The 21468-nt window shown below is 31.8% G+C and carries 19 protein-coding genes and 1 pseudogene; 13 read left to right on the plus strand and 7 right to left on the minus strand.

Features of this window, described 5'->3' with window-relative positions; genetic code table 11:
* Positions 1-98: 98 nt before the first annotated feature.
* Positions 99-1865 (minus strand): dihydroxy-acid dehydratase, encoded by a 1767-nt coding sequence (gene ilvD / locus H8911_RS05850; protein ID WP_186998986.1) that lies wholly within the window; start codon positions 1863-1865, stop codon positions 99-101.
* 228 nt (positions 1866-2093) lie between these two features.
* On the opposite strand from ilvD, the gene H8911_RS05855 reads away from it, so the two are divergent.
* The 6 genes and pseudogenes from H8911_RS05855 to H8911_RS05885 all read left to right on the plus strand — a co-directional run bounded on the left by H8911_RS05855 (position 2094) and on the right by H8911_RS05885 (position 8090).
* Positions 2094-3698 (plus strand): alpha-glucoside-specific PTS transporter subunit IIBC, encoded by a 1605-nt coding sequence (locus H8911_RS05855; protein WP_186998987.1) that lies wholly within the window; start codon positions 2094-2096, stop codon positions 3696-3698.
* Between the two features lie 23 nt (positions 3699-3721).
* On the plus strand, positions 3722-4234 hold the full coding sequence (locus H8911_RS05860) for a hypothetical protein (protein ID WP_186998988.1): 513 nt from the start codon (positions 3722-3724) through the stop codon (positions 4232-4234).
* Positions 4235-4292: 58 nt separating this feature from the next.
* A complete protein-coding gene (locus tag H8911_RS05865; RefSeq protein ID WP_186998989.1) occupies positions 4293-5213 on the plus strand; it encodes an AEC family transporter in 921 nt (306 codons plus the stop codon).
* Between the two features lie 16 nt (positions 5214-5229).
* Positions 5230-6344: pseudogene (locus tag H8911_RS05870) on the plus strand (glycerate kinase family protein).
* Positions 6345-7247 (plus strand): prolyl oligopeptidase family serine peptidase, encoded by a 903-nt coding sequence (locus H8911_RS05880; protein WP_186998991.1) that lies wholly within the window; start codon positions 6345-6347, stop codon positions 7245-7247. It abuts the pseudogene before it with no gap.
* 66 nt (positions 7248-7313) lie between these two features.
* Positions 7314-8090: a MurR/RpiR family transcriptional regulator gene (locus tag H8911_RS05885; RefSeq protein WP_186998992.1), complete on the plus strand. Its 777-nt coding sequence runs from the start codon at positions 7314-7316 to the stop codon at positions 8088-8090.
* A 13-nt stretch (positions 8091-8103) separates the two neighbouring features.
* Here H8911_RS05885 and H8911_RS05890 read toward each other — a convergent pair whose 3' ends face one another.
* The 3 genes from H8911_RS05890 to H8911_RS05900 all read right to left on the minus strand — a co-directional run bounded on the left by H8911_RS05890 (position 8104) and on the right by H8911_RS05900 (position 10449).
* Positions 8104-8583, minus strand: coding sequence for a PTS sugar transporter subunit IIA (locus H8911_RS05890; RefSeq protein ID WP_186998993.1), 480 nt, complete (start codon positions 8581-8583; stop codon positions 8104-8106).
* Positions 8584-8739: 156 nt separating this feature from the next.
* Positions 8740-9603: a Cof-type HAD-IIB family hydrolase gene (locus H8911_RS05895; protein WP_186998994.1), complete on the minus strand. Its 864-nt coding sequence runs from the start codon at positions 9601-9603 to the stop codon at positions 8740-8742.
* Positions 9604-9690: 87 nt separating this feature from the next.
* Complete coding sequence (locus tag H8911_RS05900; protein ID WP_186998995.1) at positions 9691-10449, minus strand: MurR/RpiR family transcriptional regulator; 759 nt, start codon at positions 10447-10449, stop codon at positions 9691-9693.
* Positions 10450-10636: 187 nt separating this feature from the next.
* Here H8911_RS05900 and H8911_RS05905 point away from each other — a divergent pair, with 187 nt between their 5' ends.
* The 4 genes from H8911_RS05905 to H8911_RS05920 all read left to right on the plus strand — a co-directional run bounded on the left by H8911_RS05905 (position 10637) and on the right by H8911_RS05920 (position 16814).
* Complete coding sequence (locus H8911_RS05905) at positions 10637-11980, plus strand: 6-phospho-alpha-glucosidase (protein ID WP_186998996.1); 1344 nt, start codon at positions 10637-10639, stop codon at positions 11978-11980.
* 103 nt (positions 11981-12083) lie between these two features.
* Positions 12084-13436: a 6-phospho-alpha-glucosidase gene (locus tag H8911_RS05910; RefSeq protein ID WP_186998997.1), complete on the plus strand. Its 1353-nt coding sequence runs from the start codon at positions 12084-12086 to the stop codon at positions 13434-13436.
* A gap of 435 nt (positions 13437-13871) precedes the next feature.
* A complete protein-coding gene (locus H8911_RS05915) occupies positions 13872-15197 on the plus strand; it encodes a 6-phospho-alpha-glucosidase (RefSeq protein WP_186998998.1) in 1326 nt (441 codons plus the stop codon).
* Positions 15198-15296: 99 nt separating this feature from the next.
* Positions 15297-16814: a PTS transporter subunit EIIC gene (locus H8911_RS05920; RefSeq protein WP_186998999.1), complete on the plus strand. Its 1518-nt coding sequence runs from the start codon at positions 15297-15299 to the stop codon at positions 16812-16814.
* A 21-nt stretch (positions 16815-16835) separates the two neighbouring features.
* Here H8911_RS05920 and H8911_RS05925 read toward each other — a convergent pair whose 3' ends face one another.
* Positions 16836-17597: a MurR/RpiR family transcriptional regulator gene (locus tag H8911_RS05925; protein WP_186999000.1), complete on the minus strand. Its 762-nt coding sequence runs from the start codon at positions 17595-17597 to the stop codon at positions 16836-16838.
* Entirely contained in the window at positions 17581-18360 is a 780-nt protein-coding gene (locus H8911_RS05930) for a MurR/RpiR family transcriptional regulator (protein WP_186999001.1), read from the minus strand. Before H8911_RS05930 ends, H8911_RS05925 begins: the two co-directional genes overlap by 17 nt.
* A gap of 55 nt (positions 18361-18415) precedes the next feature.
* On the opposite strand from H8911_RS05930, the gene H8911_RS05935 reads away from it, so the two are divergent.
* Complete coding sequence (locus H8911_RS05935; RefSeq protein WP_186999002.1) at positions 18416-18898, plus strand: PTS sugar transporter subunit IIA; 483 nt, start codon at positions 18416-18418, stop codon at positions 18896-18898.
* Positions 18899-19067: 169 nt separating this feature from the next.
* Positions 19068-19754, plus strand: coding sequence for a FadR/GntR family transcriptional regulator (locus H8911_RS05940; RefSeq protein ID WP_222620969.1), 687 nt, complete (start codon positions 19068-19070; stop codon positions 19752-19754).
* Here the strand turns inward: H8911_RS05940 and H8911_RS05945 are convergent.
* The gene (locus tag H8911_RS05945) at positions 19745-20404 is read right to left on the minus strand and encodes a YczE/YyaS/YitT family protein (RefSeq protein ID WP_186999004.1); all 660 of its coding nucleotides are present in this window, start codon (positions 20402-20404) and stop codon (positions 19745-19747) included. The genes H8911_RS05940 and H8911_RS05945 overlap by 10 nt on opposite strands.
* Positions 20405-20505: 101 nt before the next feature.
* On the opposite strand from H8911_RS05945, the gene H8911_RS05950 reads away from it, so the two are divergent.
* Positions 20506-21363: a LysR substrate-binding domain-containing protein gene (locus H8911_RS05950; protein ID WP_186999005.1), complete on the plus strand. Its 858-nt coding sequence runs from the start codon at positions 20506-20508 to the stop codon at positions 21361-21363.
* Positions 21364-21468 lie beyond the last annotated feature (105 nt).

A 21468-nucleotide genomic window follows, 5' to 3' on the forward strand; every position in this document is an offset into this window, starting at 1 on the left:
TTTTTTCTGTCTAAAATCTAAAGAATAGACAGTAAATCAGAAATTCTTGTAGAGTATAAACAATTTATTCAAATTTCGATCTTCCCATACCGAGTTTTTCATAAATTCTTTACACTACCTTTATATTCCAAATAAGCACCTTTCATAGTACTTGCGGCATGTTCACTAAATAAACGCAATACACCATTTTTATATTTTCTTTCTCTTGGCTTCCAATTTTTACGTCTTTCAGCTAGAATTTCATCCATTTCTTCCATGGATTTACGCTCACCTTTAACACCAACAATATTTAATTTTCTTTCCATCACATCGATTTCAATTAAATCATCCTCTTCAACTAACGCAATTGGACCACCATCACAAGCCTCTGGACTACAATGACCAATGACAGGACCTGTACTAGCACCCGAGAAACGTCCATCTGTGATTAAGGCAATACTTCTACCTAATTCTTTATCACTACTAATAGCTTCCGATGTATAGAACATTTCAGGCATACCACTTCCTTTAGGGCCTTCATAACGAATAAATACGGCATCGCCTTTTTGTACTTTATGTTTTAAAACAGCATCCAAACATTCTTCTTCACTATCAAATGGTCGAGCACGAAGAATAGATTTAAACATTTCTTTTGGACAAGCTGTATGTTTGATGACTGCTCCTTCTGGTGCAAGATTACCTTTTAATAAGGCAATACTTCCATCTGTACCAATTGCCTTGTCATAAGGACGAATAATATCTTCTTTTGTCAAATTCACATTGTAACGTTTATTAAATTCTTGAAGCCATTGATCACATTTTTCATAGAACCCATTCTGTTTTAATTCCTCAAGATTTTCACCCAACGTTTTACCAGTGACTGTCATAACATCTAAGTGCAAATGCTCTTTGATTTCTTCCATAATTGCTGGTACACCACCAGCATAATAGAAGCATTCAGCTGGCCAACGTCCTGCAGGACGAACATCTAATAAATAACGTGCATTTCTATGTAAACGATCAAATGTTTCTCCAGTAATTTCAATCCCAAATTCATGGGCAATGGCAGGTAAATGAAGAAGACAGTTTGTACTTCCTGAAATAGCCGCATGGACTAAGATCGCATTTTCAAAACTATCCATAGTTACGATATCAGATGGTTTCATGTTTTCCATTTTGGCAATACGTACAGATTGTCTACCAGCTTCTCTAGCGAACGCTAAAAGATCTGGACTTGTAGAAGGCATAAGCGCCGTACCTGGAAGAGCTAGTCCTAATGCTTCTGCCATAATCTGCATAGTTGAGGCCGTTCCAATAAATGAACATGCTCCACAACTAGGACACGCATTGCATTTTGCCCAATCTAATTTAGCTTCATCAATTTCACCACGCTCAAATTTAGCACTATACATACCCAATTGTTCCAACGTCAACATTTCTGGTCCAGCATTCATAGTTCCGCCAGGTACAAAAATTGAAGGAATATTCACTCTAGCAAGACCCATTAAGTTTGCTGGAACCCCTTTATCACAACTCGATAAATAAACACCGGCATCAAATGGTGTAGCATTCGCATGAATTTCAATCATATTTGCAATCATTTCACGGCTGACAAGACTATAATTGATTCCATCTGTACCTTGACTTTCCCCATCACAAATATCTGTACAATAATAACGGGCTCCAAACCCATTTTCCTCGGCAATTCCTTTGCGAACTTCTTCAACAAGTACATTTAAATGACCACTTCCAGGGTGACTATCACCATATGTACTTTCAATCATGACTTGAACTTTTTCCAAATCTTCTTTCTTCCAACCTGTTCCAATACGTAATGGATCAAGTTCGGGTGCTAATTTTCTCATTTCTTGACTAATTAATTTCATGTTAATTTCTTCCTTTTCATAATATATAGTTTATAAAGAAATAAGGTGAGTTTCAACAATTGAAATAATGTTGGAATATTTTTCGGAATTTGGAACAATTCTCTATTTTTATAAATCGATACAACACACGTCATACGTCTTGAAAGCGTTTGCATTCGATGCTATTATTCACTTGTCTTAAATGTGCACGGTTTAAAAGACTAAAATTTGGAGAGGAGAAAAACGGATATGATGCAAAAAATCCAAAAATTCGGTGGCGCAATGTTTACACCCGTATTACTATTTGCGTTTTCTGGAATTATGGTTGGAATTACCACTGTATTAACTAGTGAAGTAATTGTGGGTTCAATTGCAGAAGCTACTACTACATGGTATAAAGTATGGTGGACAGTAAAGGAAGGAGCTTGGACAATCTTTAGACAGATTCCATTACTTTTCGTTGTTAGTTTACCTATTGGTTTGGCAAAAAAGCAACAAGCTCGTGCTTGTATGGAAGCGTTGCTACTTTATTTAACTTTTAACTATTTTATCGCTGCTATTTTAGCAAACTGGGGAACTGCTTTAGGAGTTGATTATTCTGTAGAAGCAGGTAATGGTACAGGTTTAGCATTAGTTGCTAGTATTAAAACATTAGATACTAACATGGTTGGAGCTTTAGTTGTTGCTGGTGTTGTAGTATATTTACATAATAAGTATTTTGATACTAAACTTCCAGAATGGCTAGGTGTTTTCAAAGGTTCTTGTTTTGTTTGTGGTATTGGATTCTTTGTAATGTTAGCATTGGCAGTTGTATTCTGCTTTGTATGGCCAGTTATTCAAACAGGTATGAAATCATTACAAGGATTCTTTATGGGATCTGGAGCCCTAGGTGTTTGGGTATTTACATTCTGCGAACGTATTTTGATTCCAACAGGTTTACATCACTTTGTATATATGCCATTTGCATATGAATCAATTGCAGTTGATGGTGGATTTAAAGCAGCTTGGGCATTGAATTTATCTGAATATGCAGCATCTAGCAAATCATTAGCTACATTATTCCCTGCTGGACGTTTTGCTTTATATGGACACTCAAAAATATTTGCTGCTCCAGGTATCTCTTTAGCATTCTATGCTACTGCAAAGAAAAACAAGAAAAAAGAAGTTATGGGATTAATGCTTCCTGTTGCTTTAACGGCTATACTTTGTGGTATTACTGAACCAATTGAATTTACATTCTTATTTGCTGCACCATTCTTATGGCCAATCCACGCTGTACTAGCCGCAACATTAGCTACAATTGAATACTTTGTTGTTGGTATTTCTGGTGAATTCTCTTCTGGTTTAATTAACTGGTTAGCATTAGACTGGATTCCTATGGCTAAAAACCACATGGGACAAATTCTTGCTCAAATCGCTGTTGGTTTGATCTTTACAGCTCTTTGGTTCTTCATCTTTAGTTTCTGCATCAAGAAATTCGATTTGAAAACACCAGGACGTGAAGATGATGATGAAGAAGCTAAATTAATGTCTAAAAAAGATTACAAGGCTGCTAAAGCTGCTGAAGAAGATACAAGCAATGATCCTACTGGAAGCATCGAAGTTGAAGGTGGAGATGCTGCTAAAGCTAAAAAATTCTTGGAATTAGTTGGTGGTAAAGACAACGTTGAAGATGTAACTAACTGTGCAACTCGTTTACGTTTAACATTGAAAGATGATAGTATATTAGCTGATATGAGTGCGTTCAAAAAAGCAGGTGCTCATGGTTTAGTACACAAAGGAAAAGCTGTCCAAATTATTGTTGGATTAAGTGTTCCTAGTGTTCGTGAAGAATTTGAAAATTTACTTGATTAATTAAAAAGTGGAAAGGTGATTGTATGAAAAGAAATAAAAAAATTAGCGCAGCTATGCGTAATAAAATGAATAAAGTAAATAATATTATGTTATTTGGTGTGGTTGTGTGTTGTGCATCACCTTTCCTATACTTTGCATATCTATATATGAAATTGCAAGGTGGAGACATTTATGGATATATCCAAACAGATGCTTATACATTGATTAATATGATTGCAGCATTTATAAATCCTTTTGCAGGACTTATGATTGATAATATGCGAAAAAAAGCCAATGAATTTCAAGATCCTTCGGTTGTTTATCGTAATTTATTCATATTATTGATTGGTGAAATTTGCATGTTGAATACATTCTATATTTTCTTGTTAGTATTCATTCTATACAAATTACACGATGCATATAGTGAGCCATTTAATTGTGCTTGGAAATCATTAAGTTTCAAGAAATTTGTGGAAGGTACTTCCGGTAGTTTCGTAGTATTGGCAGGATATTTATTCGTTGATGTGTTATTAGCAAGAATTATGTTCTTTGCGTAAAGTTAGATAATTAAAAGCTTATAGATTTCTATAAGCTTATTTTTTTAGGGAGACAGTTATGGATTTAAAAATAATTATAGAACAGCTTACGGTTTTATTCTTTTTAATGGCTATTGGCTTTTTGATTAATAAACTAGGCATATTAAATAAAGAATACAATAAATGCATATCTAAACTATTATTGACGATTGGTATACCAGGATTGTTGATTAGTTCTGTGGCAAATGGAAATCCTTTCGAAAATAATTATGATATTTTTAATGTACTTTATGTATGTACGATTATTCATATATTTGTGATTATATTAGCTTTAGTTGTCACAAAATTATTTCGCTTTGGAAATACAGCAAGCGTTTACCGTTTTATGTATGTATTTCCTAATGCTGGGTTTATAGGCTTTCCAGTTATTAATGCAATTTTTGGGCCGGAAGCCCTTATTTATGCAACAGTGTTTCAACTGCCAAGTAATATATTATGTTATACATATGGTATTTATTTGATGAGTGGAGTGGGATTTAATAAAAATGAAGCATTGAAAAGTATTTTAAATCCATGTATTGTTGCTGCATTGATTGCGTGCTCATTATGTATATTAGACATACATTTGCCAAGTTTAATTATTGAGTGTGGCTCTTATTTAGGTAGTATAACGACTCCTTTAGGAATGGTGATTATTGGAAGTAGCTTAGCTTCATGCGATATTGATATACGTAAAATAGATGTTCGCCTTTATATGAATATTTTAATAAAAATGTTTTTACTTCCTATCTTATGTTATTTGTTTTTATCACTCATTTGTAATGATGCAATTTTGATAGCTGTATTAACAATAACATTTGGATTACCAGCTGCTACAAATACAGTTGTATTTGCGAATTTATACAATAAGGACATAGAACTAGCAAGCGAAGGTGTATTTATTACAACGGTAATGTGTTTATTTAGTATACCTATTATCTGTTCATTATTGTTTATTTAAGAAAGAGGGGGAAACCATGGAATTAAATGTATTTGTGGCTTGTGATTCTTATAAAGGATCATTAACTTCTATAGAGGCAAATGAATGCATAAAAAAAGGTGTAATAACAGTATTTAAATCCGCAAATGTGGAATGCTATCCTATCGCAGATGGTGGAGAAGGTACTGTGGATGCATATACGTATAATTACGGACATAAAATCACTGTTGATTGTGAAGGGGAAACTGTAGAAATTGGAGTGAATGAAGAGGATAATACTTGTATTATTGAAATGGCATGTGTAAATGGAATCATGGAGGATTCTAAAAAAAATATATTGGAAAGAAACACTCATAAAACGGGGATATTGATTAAAAAAGTGTTGGATCTAGGCTATAAAAATATAATGATTGGAATTGGTGGTAGTGGCACAAACGATTGTGGGATAGGAATCGCAGCCGCATTGGGCTATAGATTTTTAGATGCAAAAGGAAAAGAAGTATTACCTTATATTAATAATGTATTTAAAATGAAAACGATAGATGGTACAAATGTAAGTCCTAAACTTAAAGAAGTCAACTTTATCGTGCTATCGGATGTTAAAAATCCTTTGTTAGGTCAAAATGGTTGTGCACGTATGTATGGAAAACAAAAGGGTGCTAATGATGAAGAAATCGAAACATTAGAAAAATTAGATACAAAATTTTTTGAATTATGTAAATCAAATAGTTTTATTCTAAATGATTTTGAAGGAGCAGGAGCTGCAGGCGGCTTGGTTTTGGACTTGTAACTTTTTTAAACGCAAAGATTTGTTCAGGCATGGATTATATGCTTTCAAAGATCGAAAAAGAAGAAGAAATGGATGGCTTTGATCTAATTATTACAGGTGAAGGGAAAATTGATGAACAAAGTCAATATGGAAAAGTCATTGATGGCATGCAAAAATTGGGCGCTAAACATGATATTCCAGTACTTTCTATTGGAGGAAGTGTTATCTTAAAAGATACACAAAATCTATTATATGGTTCATGTGTTCAAAAATGTTGTGATTTAAAGGAAGCTATGGATTATGCGCAATCAAACTTGATTAATGCAACTATTCAATGTATGAACCTTATTGATTGTGGCATGAAAATAATGAAGAGGTACTAAATGAGATATACAGAAGAAAATTTTCCGCGTAGTACAATTCAAAGAGATGGAATGAAAATATTGCAAGGTCACATTGATGAGACTTCTTGTATGACAATTTGTGATGTTGTGTATAGAAAAGTTGAAAATTATATATTACACCTGCATATAATTTTGCCTACACAAAACAAAGATGAGACAAAAAAATTTCCAACAATCGTATTTGTTCAAGGATCAGCTTGGCATAAACAAACCTTAGGAAGAGAAATTGTACAATTGGGAAGAATCGCAAATCTTGGATATGTTGTGGCGATAGTTGAATATCGTCCTAGTGACGTTGCATTATTTCCGGCACAAATTATAGATGTAAAATATGCAGTTCAATATATGGTTGAACATGAAAATGAATATTGTGTAGATATAAATAACTTGATCTTGTGGGGTACATCTTCAGGGGCTCATACGGCTTTGATGACAGCATTTACAAAAGGTCTTGATAAATTTAGAACACAAGAATTAAAAGAATATGAATTCAAATGTATAATTGATTATTTTGGTCCTACTGATGTTTACGAAATGCGTTTTCAACCATCGCTAGGAGAACATTATACCAAAGACTGTCCAGAAGGATTATTATTAGGGCAAGTTGTTACAAGAGAAAACAGTATGGATACAGTAGTGATGAAATATGTTGAAAAAGATAAATGGATTCCTCCTGTTTTAATTGTGCATGGAGATATGGATAAAAGTGTTCCATTTCACCAAAGTGTATTCTTGTATGATAAATTGATAAAATGTAAAAAGAATGTGCAATTTTATAAGATCAAAGATGCTGGTCATGGTGGTTCTGAATTTTGGAACAAAGAAGTTCTTGGCATTGTAAATGAGTTTATATCGATTTATATATCAAATGAAAGGGCTTAGAGCCTTTTTTCGTTTTTAAATAAATTGTGTTAGAATAATATGTAAGCAGATCAGGGGATGTAATTTATGACAATTGATGAGTTAGTTAATAAATACTATGAAAATCTAAATGATAGTGATTTATATATATGGAACTATATTTCAAAAAATAAATCTAAAACATGTAATTATACAATTGAAGAATTGGCTAAATGTTGCAATGTTTCGAAAACAAGTATTATTCGATTCTCAAAAAAATTATCCTTATCGGGCTTTAGTGAATTGAAAGTATATTTGAAACTCGAAAAGGAAAAACCTGCTTTTGAAACAAAAGAAGAAGATTATTTGAATCAATTGTGTTTAAATTATGCGGAATCAGCACAATCTTTGAGAAATGCAAATATGGATAAAGCTTTTGAATATATTTATAATGCAAAAAGAGTTTTTATATTTGGATCAGGATCTATACAATTAAATGTGGCAAAAGAAATTTACCGACTATTCTTTAATGGTGGAGAATACTTTCATTATTTTGATAGTAAATACGATATTGAAGATGTCATGTATAATTTAACAGAGAGTGATGTTATGATGATTATTTCTCTAAATGGAGAATCGAGTACGGTTATTGATCTAGCTAAAAAGTTGAAACTTAAAAATATACCGACAATTTCGGTGACACAATTTAAAAATAATACATTGGCAACATTAAGTACAGAATCTTTGTATTTTTCATCTCATTCATATCAATTGCCAGGAAATGGACGTATAGTAGGATTGCTAAGTTCACTATTTATATTTACAGAAATTTTTTATATAAAATATCAAATTTATAAGAATAAAAAAATGGAGAGTGAAAAATAATCACTCTCTGTTTTTAGTTAAATTGGATTAAATCATCTCCAACTTCAATATTATCATTGTTATGAATATCTTTAAATGGATGTGAATCATGATTTAAAACAACCAAAGGTGTGTATAATTCTAAGTTGTTTTCTTTCATAACGCTTAAGTCAACCTTCATAATTGGTTGTCCTTTTTTGATTTCATCATTCGTTTTTACTAAAGGTGTAAATCCTTTTCCTTTGAGATTGACAGTTTCTAGACCAATGTGAATCAACAATTCAGTACCATCTGCTAGATTTAAACCTACTGCATGGAATGTAGTTGCAACCATCGCAACTTTGGCATCGCAAGGAGCATAAATGGTATCTCCTTCAACTAAGATTGCAATACCGTCACCCATCATTTTTTCTGAGAAAATAGGATCAGGAACATCGGTAATAGGAATAAATTTACCTTTCGCATAAGCTGCTATTTTTTTATTATCGTTCTTTTTCTTAAAAAAATTAAACATTGTTATATCCTCCTTAAAGTATTATTTCTCCTTGTTAACGCTATCATTATAGAAAAAAATGGACTGTAATACAATGGAATTATTGTAACAATAAATGTTTACCTAATAAATGTATAAATTTCAAAAAGTGGAAAAAAATCCATAAAAATCAAAGGTCTAAAAATTCGATTTGGTTAAAAAATGAACAATTCCATCTTCGTCGTTTGATTTGGTTGTGTATTTTGCTAAAGACTTAGTTGTAGAATCTGCATTTTGCATTGCAACACTATTAGGAATGGCCGTTAATAATGCGTGATCATTCGCACTATCTCCAAAGGCAACTGTATTTTCAAGTGAGATATTAAGCATATTTGCAAGATATTTAGCTGCAACACCTTTACTAACACTTGCATGATTCACTTCTATACATCCTTTTGTTAGACGAAAACCATTATATGTATCGTTATGAGTCAATATGTATTCTTCAAATTTATTCACATTTCGAGAGGCACCACGAAAACAAAGCTTATTAACGGGTGCGTTAATAGTTGTGATTATATTGGAAACCCTTGTAGAATGATTTGACATATATCTAAATTGTGTAAGAACAGGATTTTTAAAACGTAGCCATTTAGGCCAGAATAATTTTGTTAGAATTCTTTTGAATTGTACAAACAAGTTACAGTCAACAATATAAGAATCATTGTATTCGACGATTGTATATAAATTATTCTTTTTAGCTAGGTCAATTAACTCTTGCATTTCATTTAAATAAATTGGAGAAAAATTTATAGAATCTGAGGTTTTACAATTTATAATGCCTGCACCATTTGTATGAATGATATAACCACCATACTTATCTAATTGGAGTTGTTCAACAAAAGACTGTAATTCAGCAGGAATTCTTCCGCTACATAGAGCAATAACTACACCGTTTTGTTGCAAATGAATCAAATAATCTAATGTTTGTTTAGAAATGCGTTTTTTCGTATTTAATAATGTTCCATCAATATCTGTAATCAGTAATTGTAATTTGTTCATATAAACCTCTTTTCACTTGACAATATTATATATGTAAAAACAAAAAAATCCCTAAAATGGGAATTATATCCAATTTTAGGGATGAATTTATTGAATGGATTCTAAATAAATAGCATATTGAAGGAATAGTATTTCTACAGTAATAAAAAACATACTTGTAGGAGAAAAATGTCTTCCGTGAATTGAAAAATCTCGATGTGAACTTAAATAATATAATGTTTCATCTGAAATTCTTGCGATTGGATTATCTTGAAGCAAAGTAAGAGAGAGTATTTTTGCGTTTTTTTCTTTGCATTTTTGCACAAATTCTACATCTGATTGTTGGCTTGCTTGAACAGAAAAAACAATAACTAAATCATCGCTTGTTAAATTGTTGACCAAATAATCCATTTCATTTGAACCATAAACAATATTTATGGATTTATTTAGCTTGAAAAAGAATCTTTTTAAACTTTGGATCGCAAGCTGTTGAACACCACCGGTTCCATACGCAAAAACATGATTTGCAGAATAGATCATTTGACAGGCTTTTTGATAATTTTGGTTTTCAGCATATTGAATGGCATTACAATAATCGTTACAGATTGTTTTAATTAAATCTTGATTGATAGTATCTTCATTGTTGTTTTCCATTTTTAAATAGAATTTTAATTCACTGAAACCATTTAATGAAATTTTTTGTGTGAATCGTAAAATACTTGTTTTTGAAACATTACAGTGTTCTGCTAATTCAGAAATGGACATGTTTTCACAAGCTTTCTTGTGACCAAGTATATATCTCCAGATATATAAATCATTTAAATTCAAATCACTATAATATTTATCTACTAATTCATCGAGTTTCATAAAAAATCACCTAACAATATAATATAACGATAAAAGCGCTTACAGTCAATAGGAAAAAATTACATATTATGGAAAAAACATCTTAAAATGCACTCAAATACCGAATCGTGTTGAACTATTGTTTCTATTTTTTCTTGGTGGTAAGGTATCGTTGTCAAAAGAAAATAGCATGTTAGGAGGAATAGATATGAGAGAAAAATCAGCTATTTGTATTGCAGGTGGAGGAAGTACTTTTACACCAGGAATCGTATTAATGTTGGTTGAAAACCAAGATCGTTTCCCAATTTCTAAAATCACTTTATATGATAATAATGCAGAAAGACAGGATAAACTTGCAGAAGCTTGTGCAATTATGTTAAAAGAAAAAGCTCCGGAAATTGAATTCAATTGGACAACAGATCCTGAAACAGCATTTACAGGAATTGACTTTGTTATGGCGCATATTCGTGTTGGATTATATGCAATGCGTGAATTGGATGAAAAAATTCCATTAAAATATGGAGTAGTCGGACAAGAAACTTGTGGTCCTGGTGGAATGGCTTATGGTATGCGTTCAATTGGACCAGTTATTGAAATCTTAGATTACATGGAAAAATATTCACCAAATGCTTGGATGTTGAACTACTCAAACCCAGCAGCTATCGTTGCCGAAGCAACTCGTCGTTTACGTCCAGGACACCGTATCATTAATATTTGTGATATGCCAGTTGGATTGGAAACAAATATGTGTTCAATTATTAAAGATGAAACAGGTAGAGAATTAACTCGTAACGACATGGAAATCCGTTATTATGGTTTGAACCATTTTGGATGGTGGACACAAATCCAAGATAAAGAAGGTAATGATTTAATGCCAATCTTAAAGAAGCACATTTCTGAAATGGGATACGCAAATAATTCACCTGAATTCCAACACAGAGATCCATCATGGGTTGAAACATACACAAAAGCTAAAGATGTATACGCTTTGGATCCAGAAACAGTACCTAATACATATTTAAAATACTATTTATATCCAGACTTTGTAGTAGAACATTCAGATCCAAACTATACTCGTGCTAACGAAGTTATGGATGGACGTGAAAAAACTGTATTTGGGCAGGCAAAAGCCATTGTTGAAAATGGTACTTCAAAAGGAAATGAATTTGCGGTAGGAGTTCACGCTTCATTTATCGTAGACTTAGCATGTGCACTTAAATTCAACACACATGAAAGAATGTTGTTGATTGTTCCTAATGAAGGAGCTATCGAAAACTTTGATCCAACAGCTATGGTTGAAATTCCTTGTTTAGTAGGATCAAATGGTCCAGAACCATTAAAGATTGGAGATATTCCAACATTCCAACGTGGATTGATGACAGAACAAGTATGTGTTGAAAAACTAGTTGTAGAAGCTTGGATTGAACATAGTTATCAAAAGATGTGGCAAGCAATTACATTAAGTAAAACAGTACCAAGTGGAAAAGTTGCTAAACAAATTCTAGATGAATTGATTGAAGCAAATAAAGATTTCTGGCCTGAATTAAAATAATAAATAATTAGAAAGAAGAGAAGCTTAACTATTATTAGATCCTTGAAAACTAAAGTGACTTAATTAATAGTTAAGCTTTTATTTATGTAATGGAGATAATAAAATGAAAAAATATAATGTTGTAATCGTAGGTGGTGGAAGTCACCGTAATCCAGATTTAATGGCAATGTTAGCCGATAACAAAGATCGTTTTCCAATCCGTCGTATTTGTTTATATGACACAGAATCAGAACGACAGGAAATAATGGGGAAATATGGTGAAATCCTAATGCGTGAATATTATCCAGAATTGGAAGAATTCACATATACTACAGATCCTGATGTTGCTTTTAAAGATGTAGACTTTGCTTTAATGCAAATTCGAGCAGGTCGTTTACCAATGCGTGAAAAAGATGAAAAGATTCCATTAAGCCATGGTTGTGTAGGACAAGAAACTTGTGGTGCTGGAGGATTTGCATATGGACTTCGTAGTGTCCCAGACATTATTGAATTGGTAAAAATGATTCGTAAACATTCACCAGAAGCATGGATTTTGAACTATTCTAACCCAGCAGCTATTGTAGCAGAAGCAACAAAACGTGTATTCCCAGATGACCATCGAATTCTAAATATTTGTGATATGCCAATCGCTATCATGGATCAATATGCAAATATTTTGAAGTGCAGTCGTAAAGATTTTGAACCACGTTATTTTGGCTTGAATCACTTTGGATGGTTTACACACATTTATGATAAAAAGACAGGTGAAGATCTAGAACCAAAAATTAAAGAATTGATTCTTAGTGGGGAAGATCTATTTAAACTAAGTGGTGTAGATGAACATACTATGGAACCTAGTTGGATTGAAACATATAAATTTATGGCAAATATTTTGAGAGATTATCCAGAATATTTACCTAATACATACTTAAAATATTATCTATATCCAAAACATGTAGTAGAAACATCTGATCCTAACTATACTCGCGCTAATGAAGTAATGGATGGAAAAGAAAAACGTTGCTATGAAATGATGGAAGAAGTAATTAAATTAGGAAAATTAAAAGGAACGGAATATGAAATTAAGCCTGGTCGAGGTGTACATGCAAGTTATATTGTAGATTTAGCTTGTGCAATTATTAATAATACAAATGAAATCTTCTTGATTATTACTAAGAATAAAGGTGTAATTCCAAATGTAGATGAAAACATGATGGTTGAAGTTGCATGTCGAGTAGGTTCAAATGGAGTTGAGCCACTAGCATTAGATCCTATTCCAACATTCTATAAGGGAATGATGGAAAACCAATATGCTTATGAAAAATTAACTGTAGATGGATTGTTTGAAAGAGATAAAACAAAACTATTACAAGCATTAGCTTTAAATAGAACAGTAACGGATACAGATACAGCAAAAGCAATTTTAGATGATTTGATTGAGGCAAATAAAGATTATTGGGGAAAATATTTTAAATAATATGGGGAGAAATTAAAATGAAAAAATATAACGTATGTACCGTAGGTGGAGGAAGCACTTATACATTAGGATTCTTAAAATCATTTGCTCGTATGCAAGAATAATTCCCATGAAAATTGTAGTTGTTGATTCAATGAAAAATAATTATGCGGAAAAAATAATATGTTAGTCATAAAGGATTTTAGAGAAATAGAAAGATTAATACAGTTTATAAACTCTTGATAAAAGCACAATTCGTGCTTTTTTTCTTGCAAAAAGCTTTAGATAAAGTAAATGTAAAGAATTACGAGGTATGTAATAATTGTCATTGTTACACATATAAGCCTAACAGGCACGAAAACGTTTACATTTATAAAATTGTGAATTATATTATGAATGTAAATTGAATTCGTAAAAAAATTGGCCATTTTAAACGAAAGAAAAGGAGAAATTAAAATGAAAAAATATAACGTATGTATCGTAGGTGGAGGAAGCACTTATACATTAGGATTCTTAAAATCATTTGCTCGTATGCAGGAAGAATTCCCATTGAATAAACTTGTATTGTTCGATATCGATGGAGAAAGACAAAAACCAATCGGACAATATGGAGAAATCATGTTTAAAGAAAGATATCCAGAATTGGATTTCTCTTATACAACAGATCCTGCTGAAGCTTATAAAGACATGGACTTCATCTTTATGCAGATGCGTGCAGGTGGACTTCACATGCGTCAAAAAGATGAACACATTCCATTGAGCTTTGGAAAGATTGGACAAGAAACATGTGGTGCAGGAGGAATGAGTTACGGATTACGTTCATGTGTAGACATGGTAGAAGCTATTCACCAAATTCGTGAATATTCACCAGAAGCATGGATCTTAAACTACTCAAACCCAGCAGCTATTGTTGCAGAATGCTTAAGAAGAGAATTCCCAGATGACAAGAAAATCTTGAATATCTGTGACCAACCAGAAAACGTCGTACGTTCAACATCAAGATTATTAGGATGTGACTGGAATGATTTGGATCCAGTATACTTTGGATTGAACCACTATGGATGGTTTACACATATGTATGATCGTAAAACAGGTGAAGACTTATTACCAAAAATCCGTCAGATTGTAAAAGAAAAAGGATTCTTACCACAAGATGCAGAACAACGTGATAAATCATGGTTGGAAACATATGGATTTGTACAAACAATGTTAGAGGATTTCCCAGACTACTTGCCAAATACATATGATGGATACTATCTATATCCAGAATACAAGGCAAGTCATTTAAATCCAAACTATACACGTGCAGATGAAGTTATCGATGGACGTGAAAAGCGAGTGTTCAAAGAATGTGAAGAAGTCATTAAAGCAGGAAAACTAGGAGACAAATTCCACGCAATCAGTGATGCACATGCAGAAATGATGATCAAAGTAGCAGAAGCCATCGCATTCAATACATTAGGAAGATTCATTTTGATTGTAGAAAACAATGGAGCAATTGCGAACATGCAAGATGATGCAATGGTAGAAGTAGTATGTGAATTAGGAATCAATGGACCAAGACCATTGCGTGTAGGAAATATTCCACAATTCTATTTGGGATTATTGGTACAACAAGTATCAAGTGAAAAGCTATTGGTAGATGCATATTATGAACATTCATATCAAAAGGCATTAGAAGCATTCACATTGAACCGATTGATCAATGATGCAAAAGAAGCAAGAAAGATTTTGGATGCATTGATTGAAGCTAATGGAGATCAATGGCCTGAATTGAAATAATATAACTGATTATTTAAGACTCTCATGATATATAATATAGAATTTGCAGTTTATGAGAGTCTTATTTTGAAACAGGAAAGATAATTTTGGAGAAAGTATATGAAAAATAAAATAATGGGATTCTTCTCTGATTTAGGAAGAAGTTTAATGATGCCAATTGCTGCACTAGCTGCTTGTGGTATCGTATTAGGTTTATCAAGTGCATTAATGAAACCACAAGTACAGGAAGTTTTACCTTTCTTAGCTGCTAGTGTGCCTTTATTTATTATCTCAACTTTAAATAAGGTATCAGGTATTGTATTTACTTTAATGCCAGTCTTATTCTCAATTTCTATTGCGTTAGGTCTAGCTAAAGAAGATAAAGGTGTAGCTGCTTTTGCCGGATTCTTAGGATATTATTCATTCTTAGTAGCTTCTAGTTGTGTGATTCAGACTGGAGTCATGGACTTTAGTGCAATGAAAATTTCTAATATTTTGGGTGTTGATACTGTAGATATGGGAGCCACTGCAGGTATCATGGCAGGTTTAGTAACAGCATGGTTGCATAATAAATATCATAAGGTACAATTTCCTGCTGCTATTGCCTTCTATGGAGGAAAACGATTTGTAGCATTAGTTGTAATTGTAACAATGGCTGGTATTGGATTGGTTATGCCATTAATTTGGGAACCTATTTCTGTAGGAATTAATGGTTTAGGAGATCTGATTCATTCTGCAGGAGCATTTGGAGTGTTTATTTTCGGTACTTTAGAACGATTATTGATTCCAACTGGACTTCACCACGTGTTAAATTCACTATTCAGAACAACTCCATTAGGTGGAACATTCCAAGGAGTAGAAGGTTGTCTAAATATCTTCTTACAATTTGTTGATAAAGTTCCTTTAAAAGATTTACAACCATATACTCAATTCTTAGGACAAGGTAAAATGCCATTCATGATGTTTGGTTTACCTGCGGCTGCTTTAGCTATTTATCAAACTTCACCAGAAGAAAAGAAATCTAAAGTAAAAGCATTGATGATTGCCGGAGTTGCTGCAAGTTTTGTTTCAGGTATTACAGAACCACTTGAATTCTCATTTATGTTCATTGCACCAGCATTATTTGTATTCCATTCAATTATGGGTGGTATTTCATTCATGTTGATGACAGTTTTAAATGTAATCATTGGTAATACAGGTGGAGGAATTATTGACTTCTTTATCTGGGGTGTATTCCAACCAGGATCTAATTGGTATTGGGTTATTGTTGTTGGTGTATTCTATGCAGTCATTTACTATTCTGTATTTAAATGGTATTTATCAAAGAAAAATATTTCAATTGATGTATCAGATGAAGATGATGATGCTTCTAGTAATATGTCATTAGATGAAAAAATGGTTAATACAGTAAATACAATTATTGAAGGACTTGGTGGAAGAGATAACATCGTTGTTGTTAATAACTGTATTTCTAGACTTCGTGTGGATGTTAAAGATATGGCAGCTGTAAACGAGGATATGTTAAAGAAAACAGGATCAATGGGTATTGTTAAACCAAGTGATACACATATTCAAGTTATTTATGGACCTAAAGTTGAAAAAATTGCAGATGCTGTTCGTGAAGTATTAAAATATTAAACTAAAAAAGCAGGAAGTATTTTAAGCTTCCTGCTTATCTATATTATGACGCAAATATTCAATGATAAATTGTACTAATAGAAAAGATGTTAATTTTGTTAATAATGGAGGCGTTTCTAATTTTGCTTCGTGAGTTGATATATATATGTCGTTGATGTCGTTCGAATTTAATAAAGAAGAATCTAAATCTGTACTAGAAATCCAAATGATTTTCACGTGTCGTTCATGACATTGTTTTACAATGGGTTCATATATAGATTTATCTCCATAATTTGTGAAAATGAAAAGAACAGCATTGTCTGGAAATGATTTAGAAAGTGCAGACAAAAAATCAATCCAATCTATATAAATACATGGAATGTCCATTGTATTTAACATAGATTGTAAATATTTGGCAGGTAAGCTTGACATATTTCTGCCATAAATATAGATAGATTTATGATTTTTGATTTCAGAACAAATTTGTTCGATTATTTTATCGTCAATATTGTCAATAAAATCTTTTAGAATAGAGGTGCGATGAGGAATAGCATCCCATGCATTTACGGATTTATTTATAAGATTAAGATCATTTTTTAATTGGAATTTAAGTTCATTGAACCCTTTGAAACCTAGCTTTTGACTGAATCGAATAACAGTTGCATTGGATACATATAATTCTTTACAAATATCACTTAGAGATAAATAAACGATATTGTTTAAATGATCTTTAAAATATTGATAAATAATTTGTTCACTAGACGTTAAATTGTTAACATCTACTGTATCAAGAAATGATTTCATGGTCTATTCCTTTCTTATATTCGTTGAAAAATTCAATGAATGCACTTAATACAAAGAAAGTACAAAATCTCGAAGTTGAATCGGCACCTTCATTTTCCGTCTTTTTAGAAAAAAAGCGGATATTGTAGTTAGATATTTCAGCTAAATCATTATTTTCAATGGAAGAAATTGAAATGACAATCATGCCATGAAGCTTTGCTTCTTTAGCTAAGTTTAGTGTAGATTCAAATTTACCTGAGCTAGAAATAAAGATAAATATATTTCCTTTATCAAGAGTCTGAATGTAGTGATGCGTCATTTTAGTGGCACTAGATTTATATATATTTTGACAACCCGATATAAACAACATACTTTCTAAATAATTAACGGAAATATCTGTTAAACCAGCAGGAGAATAAATATAAACAGGGGCATTACTTGATAGTAACTTGGCAATTTGAAAAAGGTCTTCGGTATTCATTAAGCTAGTTGTGCCTTCTAAATCTGTGATAATGGATTTTTTAATCGATTGAACGGAATAATTAGTAACATTTTTAGAAGATTCTTCCTCTTGGCGACGCAAGAAAAATTTTAATTCTGGAAATCCACTAAAGCCAAGTTTTCGGCAAAAACGTAAAACTGTAGATGTAGAATAGTTAATTTCTTTTGCGAATGTTTGAATGCTCATGGTACTGATTCTATCTTCGTTATCATGAATATATTGTAAAATGTTAAGTTCTTTATTTGATAAAGAATTTAGAGGAATATTTAAATTTAATTTCAAGGGAAACATCCTTTCTTCTTTTATAATTATAAAGTTTTTTTTGGAGGTGTAAAACATGTTTTTATTTAAGAAACGAAAAAATAGTAATGATTTGAAAGCATATATAAGTGGTGACTTGATTTCAATCGATCAGGTAAACGATGATGTGTTTTCACAAAAAATGATGGGAGATGGTATTGCCATTAAACCAAAGGGAAATGAAGTGTATGCTCCTTGTGATGGAAAAGTTACCGCCATATTTGATAGCACAGAACATGCGGTAGGGTTGACACTAGATAACGGAATGGAAATTTTGATTCATTGTGGATTAGATACAGTGAATTTAACGGAGAAAGTTTTTAGTTGTACAGTAACAAAAGAACAAAAAGTAAAACAAGGACAAGTATTACTAACTTTTGATCATGACAAATTAAAGGCAATGAATTATGAAGATGTTATTATGTTAGTTTTATTAAATCCTGGTAACGCAAAGAATGTAAAATTTGTATCTGATCAAGAGGTTAAGGCTAAAGAAAGTGTAATCGCTACATTTGAATAAAAAGGTGAAAGTCAAATCTTAATGATTTGGCTTTTTTTTGATTGATTATAAAAAAATAAAAAGATACAATTATATTAAGCATAAGACGTCATACGTCAAATGGAAAGTTAGTTATACTTTGAACTTACAGCTTATTAGAAGGATGAAATATAAATAAAGTGAATATGGTATGGATATGTTAGATAAAAGACCATTACCGCAAATAATTGCGGATAAAATAATTGATTTAATTGAATCAAAAGAATTACTTCCAGGTGAAAGATTGCCTAGCGAACAAGAATTGATGAAAGAATTAAGCGTTGGAAGAGGAACGATTCGTGAAGCTATTAAATCTTTAGTTTCAAGAAATATTGTTGAAATCAGACGTGGAGTTGGTACGTTTGTTGCAGAAAAAACAGGAGTTGTAGAAGATCCATTAGGCTTTTCTTTTATTAATAATAAGAATAAACTTGTTAAAGACTCAATGGATGTAAGATTATTGTTAGAGCCTTCTATCGCTAAATGGGCTGCTCGAAATGCAACGGATTCTGAGATTTTAGAAATTATTGAATTGAGTCATAAAATTGAAATTGCCATTTTAAATGATGAAGATTACAGTGATTTAGATGTAGAATTTCATACAAAAATTGCCAATTCTAGTAGAAATCTAGTGGTAGAAAATTTGATACCAATTTTAACTACGAATATTCGTTCTTTAATAGATGTCACACATGCTGCTTTAAAAGAACATACAATTTTAAGCCATAAAAAAATCGCAAATGCGATTAAAGAAAGAGATGAAGAATTGGCTGAACAATTGATGAAAGAACATATTGAGATTAATCAAAAATATTTAGACGAATCCTTTTATAATTGATTCAAAATAGCTATACCAAGATAATGATTTAGTCTTGTGGTTAAGATTGTATCAAAGAATGATACAACACTACCAGTTAAGAATGATGCAAGTATTGTACCTAAACCAGCAGATTTAATACTATGTAATAAAATTAAGGATATAACGATTGATGCAAGGGTACATGTTATGTCAAGAATGACTCTTAGTTTTCCAAAGTCTTTTCTTAAACGGATGGCAAGTGCACCAATAAAGCCTTCATAAGGCATGACTGTAAGATTCGAATGAATAGTTAATGTGATGCCTAGTGCTAAGACAATGCATGCTAGAGTAGCTAGTAAAACTTGTTCTAAGAAAGAATGAGGTTGTATATGTGTTAAGAATATAGATGTTAGCTTAATTAAATAAGAATAAATGAATGTGATAAATAATTGTATGATTTGTGTTTTTCCAAATTTATGTACGATAAGCGCTTCTAATATCAAAAGGGCAGTGTTAACAATAAAATTAAAGAGCGCATAGCTGCCTGGAAGAAGGAAAGTGAATGTCAGGGCTAAAGAACAAGATGGAGCAACGCCAAGAGCGGCATTTAAAAATAAATTGGATCCAATAGCTAGTGTAAAAATTCCTGTTAAATAAACAATAAGTTTTCTTCTCATATAATTTGGCATTGTTTTACCCCCAATCGATATATGCATTATATAAAGACATGTACTTGCAAACAATTTGATGTTTGCGTTAAGATATTCCAAAATGGAATAGGGTGATTGTGATGGAAATTGAAAGTTTAAAATGTTTTGTGGTATTGAGTGATAAAAAAAGATTTACAGAAGCTGCCTATGAATGCAATATGTCGCAAAGTACACTTTCAAAGAAAATCAAGAAAATGGAAAATGAATTAGGTGTGCAATTGTTTAATCGCACTATGCATGAAACGGTTTTAACTGTGGAAGGTGAAAAGTTTTATAAATACGCCAAGTCCATACTAAAAATGTATGATCGTGCATTAGTTGAACTACAACCCAATACTATTCGCCTAGGATGCATGAGTGTTTTATCACCATACCACATTCCTAAAATGTTAAGAGACTTTTCTTTATCTCATCAAAATCTAGAATTTCATATTAAAGAAAGTAATGCCAGGTATGCCATTGATCATATTGATGATTTTGATTTTATTTTGATTCGAACGGATTTATTAGATAATCATTTGGATTATGTAATATCTCCATTAATTGATGATGAACTATGTTTAGTTGTATCATCATTAAATCCATTATCTAAAAAGTCAGAAATAAAATTGAGTGATATAAAAGATGAAGCATTTATCTTTCCTGAAAAAGGCTCAGGTGGATATGAAATATTCTATGATGCATGTAAACGAGCTGGTTTTGAACCCAACATAGCCATAGAAATGCCTCATACAAGTACGATGTTTAGTTTTGTGGAAGAAAATGTAGGCATATCTCTTTCATTTAAAAAAGTGTATCAAGAATTTGAAAATCCAAAAATCAAAATGATTTTGTTAAAAGACGATTTACATTATCCAATAGCTTTAGTATATAAGAAGGGAAAAATATTGCATTCAATTAAGAAGGAGTTTATTGAATATTGTAAAGAGTATTTTTAAAGTAATTTGTTGAAATCGTTTTCAAAAAAGTGTTGACATTTATTTGTGTATGCGCTATCATTAGCGCGTACAAATAAATAAGACATATATGTTGGTTTGTTACCC

This window comes from Holdemanella hominis (assembly GCF_014306155.1).
In the GTDB taxonomy this organism is placed as follows: Bacteria; Bacillota_I; Bacilli_A; order Erysipelotrichales; family Erysipelotrichaceae; genus Holdemanella; species Holdemanella hominis.

Bases quoted from the DNA above. Each gene is read 5' to 3' on its own strand.
- ilvD (WP_186998986.1), bottom strand. From the start codon at position 1,865: ATGAAATTAATTAGTCAAGAAATGAGAAAATTAGCACCCGAACTTGAT.
- H8911_RS05855 (WP_186998987.1), top strand. From the start codon at position 2,094: ATGATGCAAAAAATCCAAAAATTCGGTGGCGCAATGTTTACACCCGTA.
- H8911_RS05860 (WP_186998988.1), top strand. From the start codon at position 3,722: ATGAAAAGAAATAAAAAAATTAGCGCAGCTATGCGTAATAAAATGAAT.
- H8911_RS05865 (WP_186998989.1), top strand. From the start codon at position 4,293: ATGGATTTAAAAATAATTATAGAACAGCTTACGGTTTTATTCTTTTTA.
- H8911_RS05880 (WP_186998991.1), top strand. From the start codon at position 6,345: ATGAGATATACAGAAGAAAATTTTCCGCGTAGTACAATTCAAAGAGAT.
- H8911_RS05885 (WP_186998992.1), top strand. From the start codon at position 7,314: ATGACAATTGATGAGTTAGTTAATAAATACTATGAAAATCTAAATGAT.
- H8911_RS05890 (WP_186998993.1), bottom strand. From the start codon at position 8,583: ATGTTTAATTTTTTTAAGAAAAAGAACGATAATAAAAAAATAGCAGCT.
- H8911_RS05895 (WP_186998994.1), bottom strand. From the start codon at position 9,603: ATGAACAAATTACAATTACTGATTACAGATATTGATGGAACATTATTA.
- H8911_RS05900 (WP_186998995.1), bottom strand. From the start codon at position 10,449: ATGAAACTCGATGAATTAGTAGATAAATATTATAGTGATTTGAATTTA.
- H8911_RS05905 (WP_186998996.1), top strand. From the start codon at position 10,637: ATGAGAGAAAAATCAGCTATTTGTATTGCAGGTGGAGGAAGTACTTTT.
- H8911_RS05910 (WP_186998997.1), top strand. From the start codon at position 12,084: ATGAAAAAATATAATGTTGTAATCGTAGGTGGTGGAAGTCACCGTAAT.
- H8911_RS05915 (WP_186998998.1), top strand. From the start codon at position 13,872: ATGAAAAAATATAACGTATGTATCGTAGGTGGAGGAAGCACTTATACA.
- H8911_RS05920 (WP_186998999.1), top strand. From the start codon at position 15,297: ATGAAAAATAAAATAATGGGATTCTTCTCTGATTTAGGAAGAAGTTTA.
- H8911_RS05925 (WP_186999000.1), bottom strand. From the start codon at position 17,597: ATGAAATCATTTCTTGATACAGTAGATGTTAACAATTTAACGTCTAGT.
- H8911_RS05935 (WP_186999002.1), top strand. From the start codon at position 18,416: ATGTTTTTATTTAAGAAACGAAAAAATAGTAATGATTTGAAAGCATAT.
- H8911_RS05940 (WP_222620969.1), top strand. From the start codon at position 19,068: ATGGATATGTTAGATAAAAGACCATTACCGCAAATAATTGCGGATAAA.
- H8911_RS05945 (WP_186999004.1), bottom strand. From the start codon at position 20,404: ATGCCAAATTATATGAGAAGAAAACTTATTGTTTATTTAACAGGAATT.
- H8911_RS05950 (WP_186999005.1), top strand. From the start codon at position 20,506: ATGGAAATTGAAAGTTTAAAATGTTTTGTGGTATTGAGTGATAAAAAA.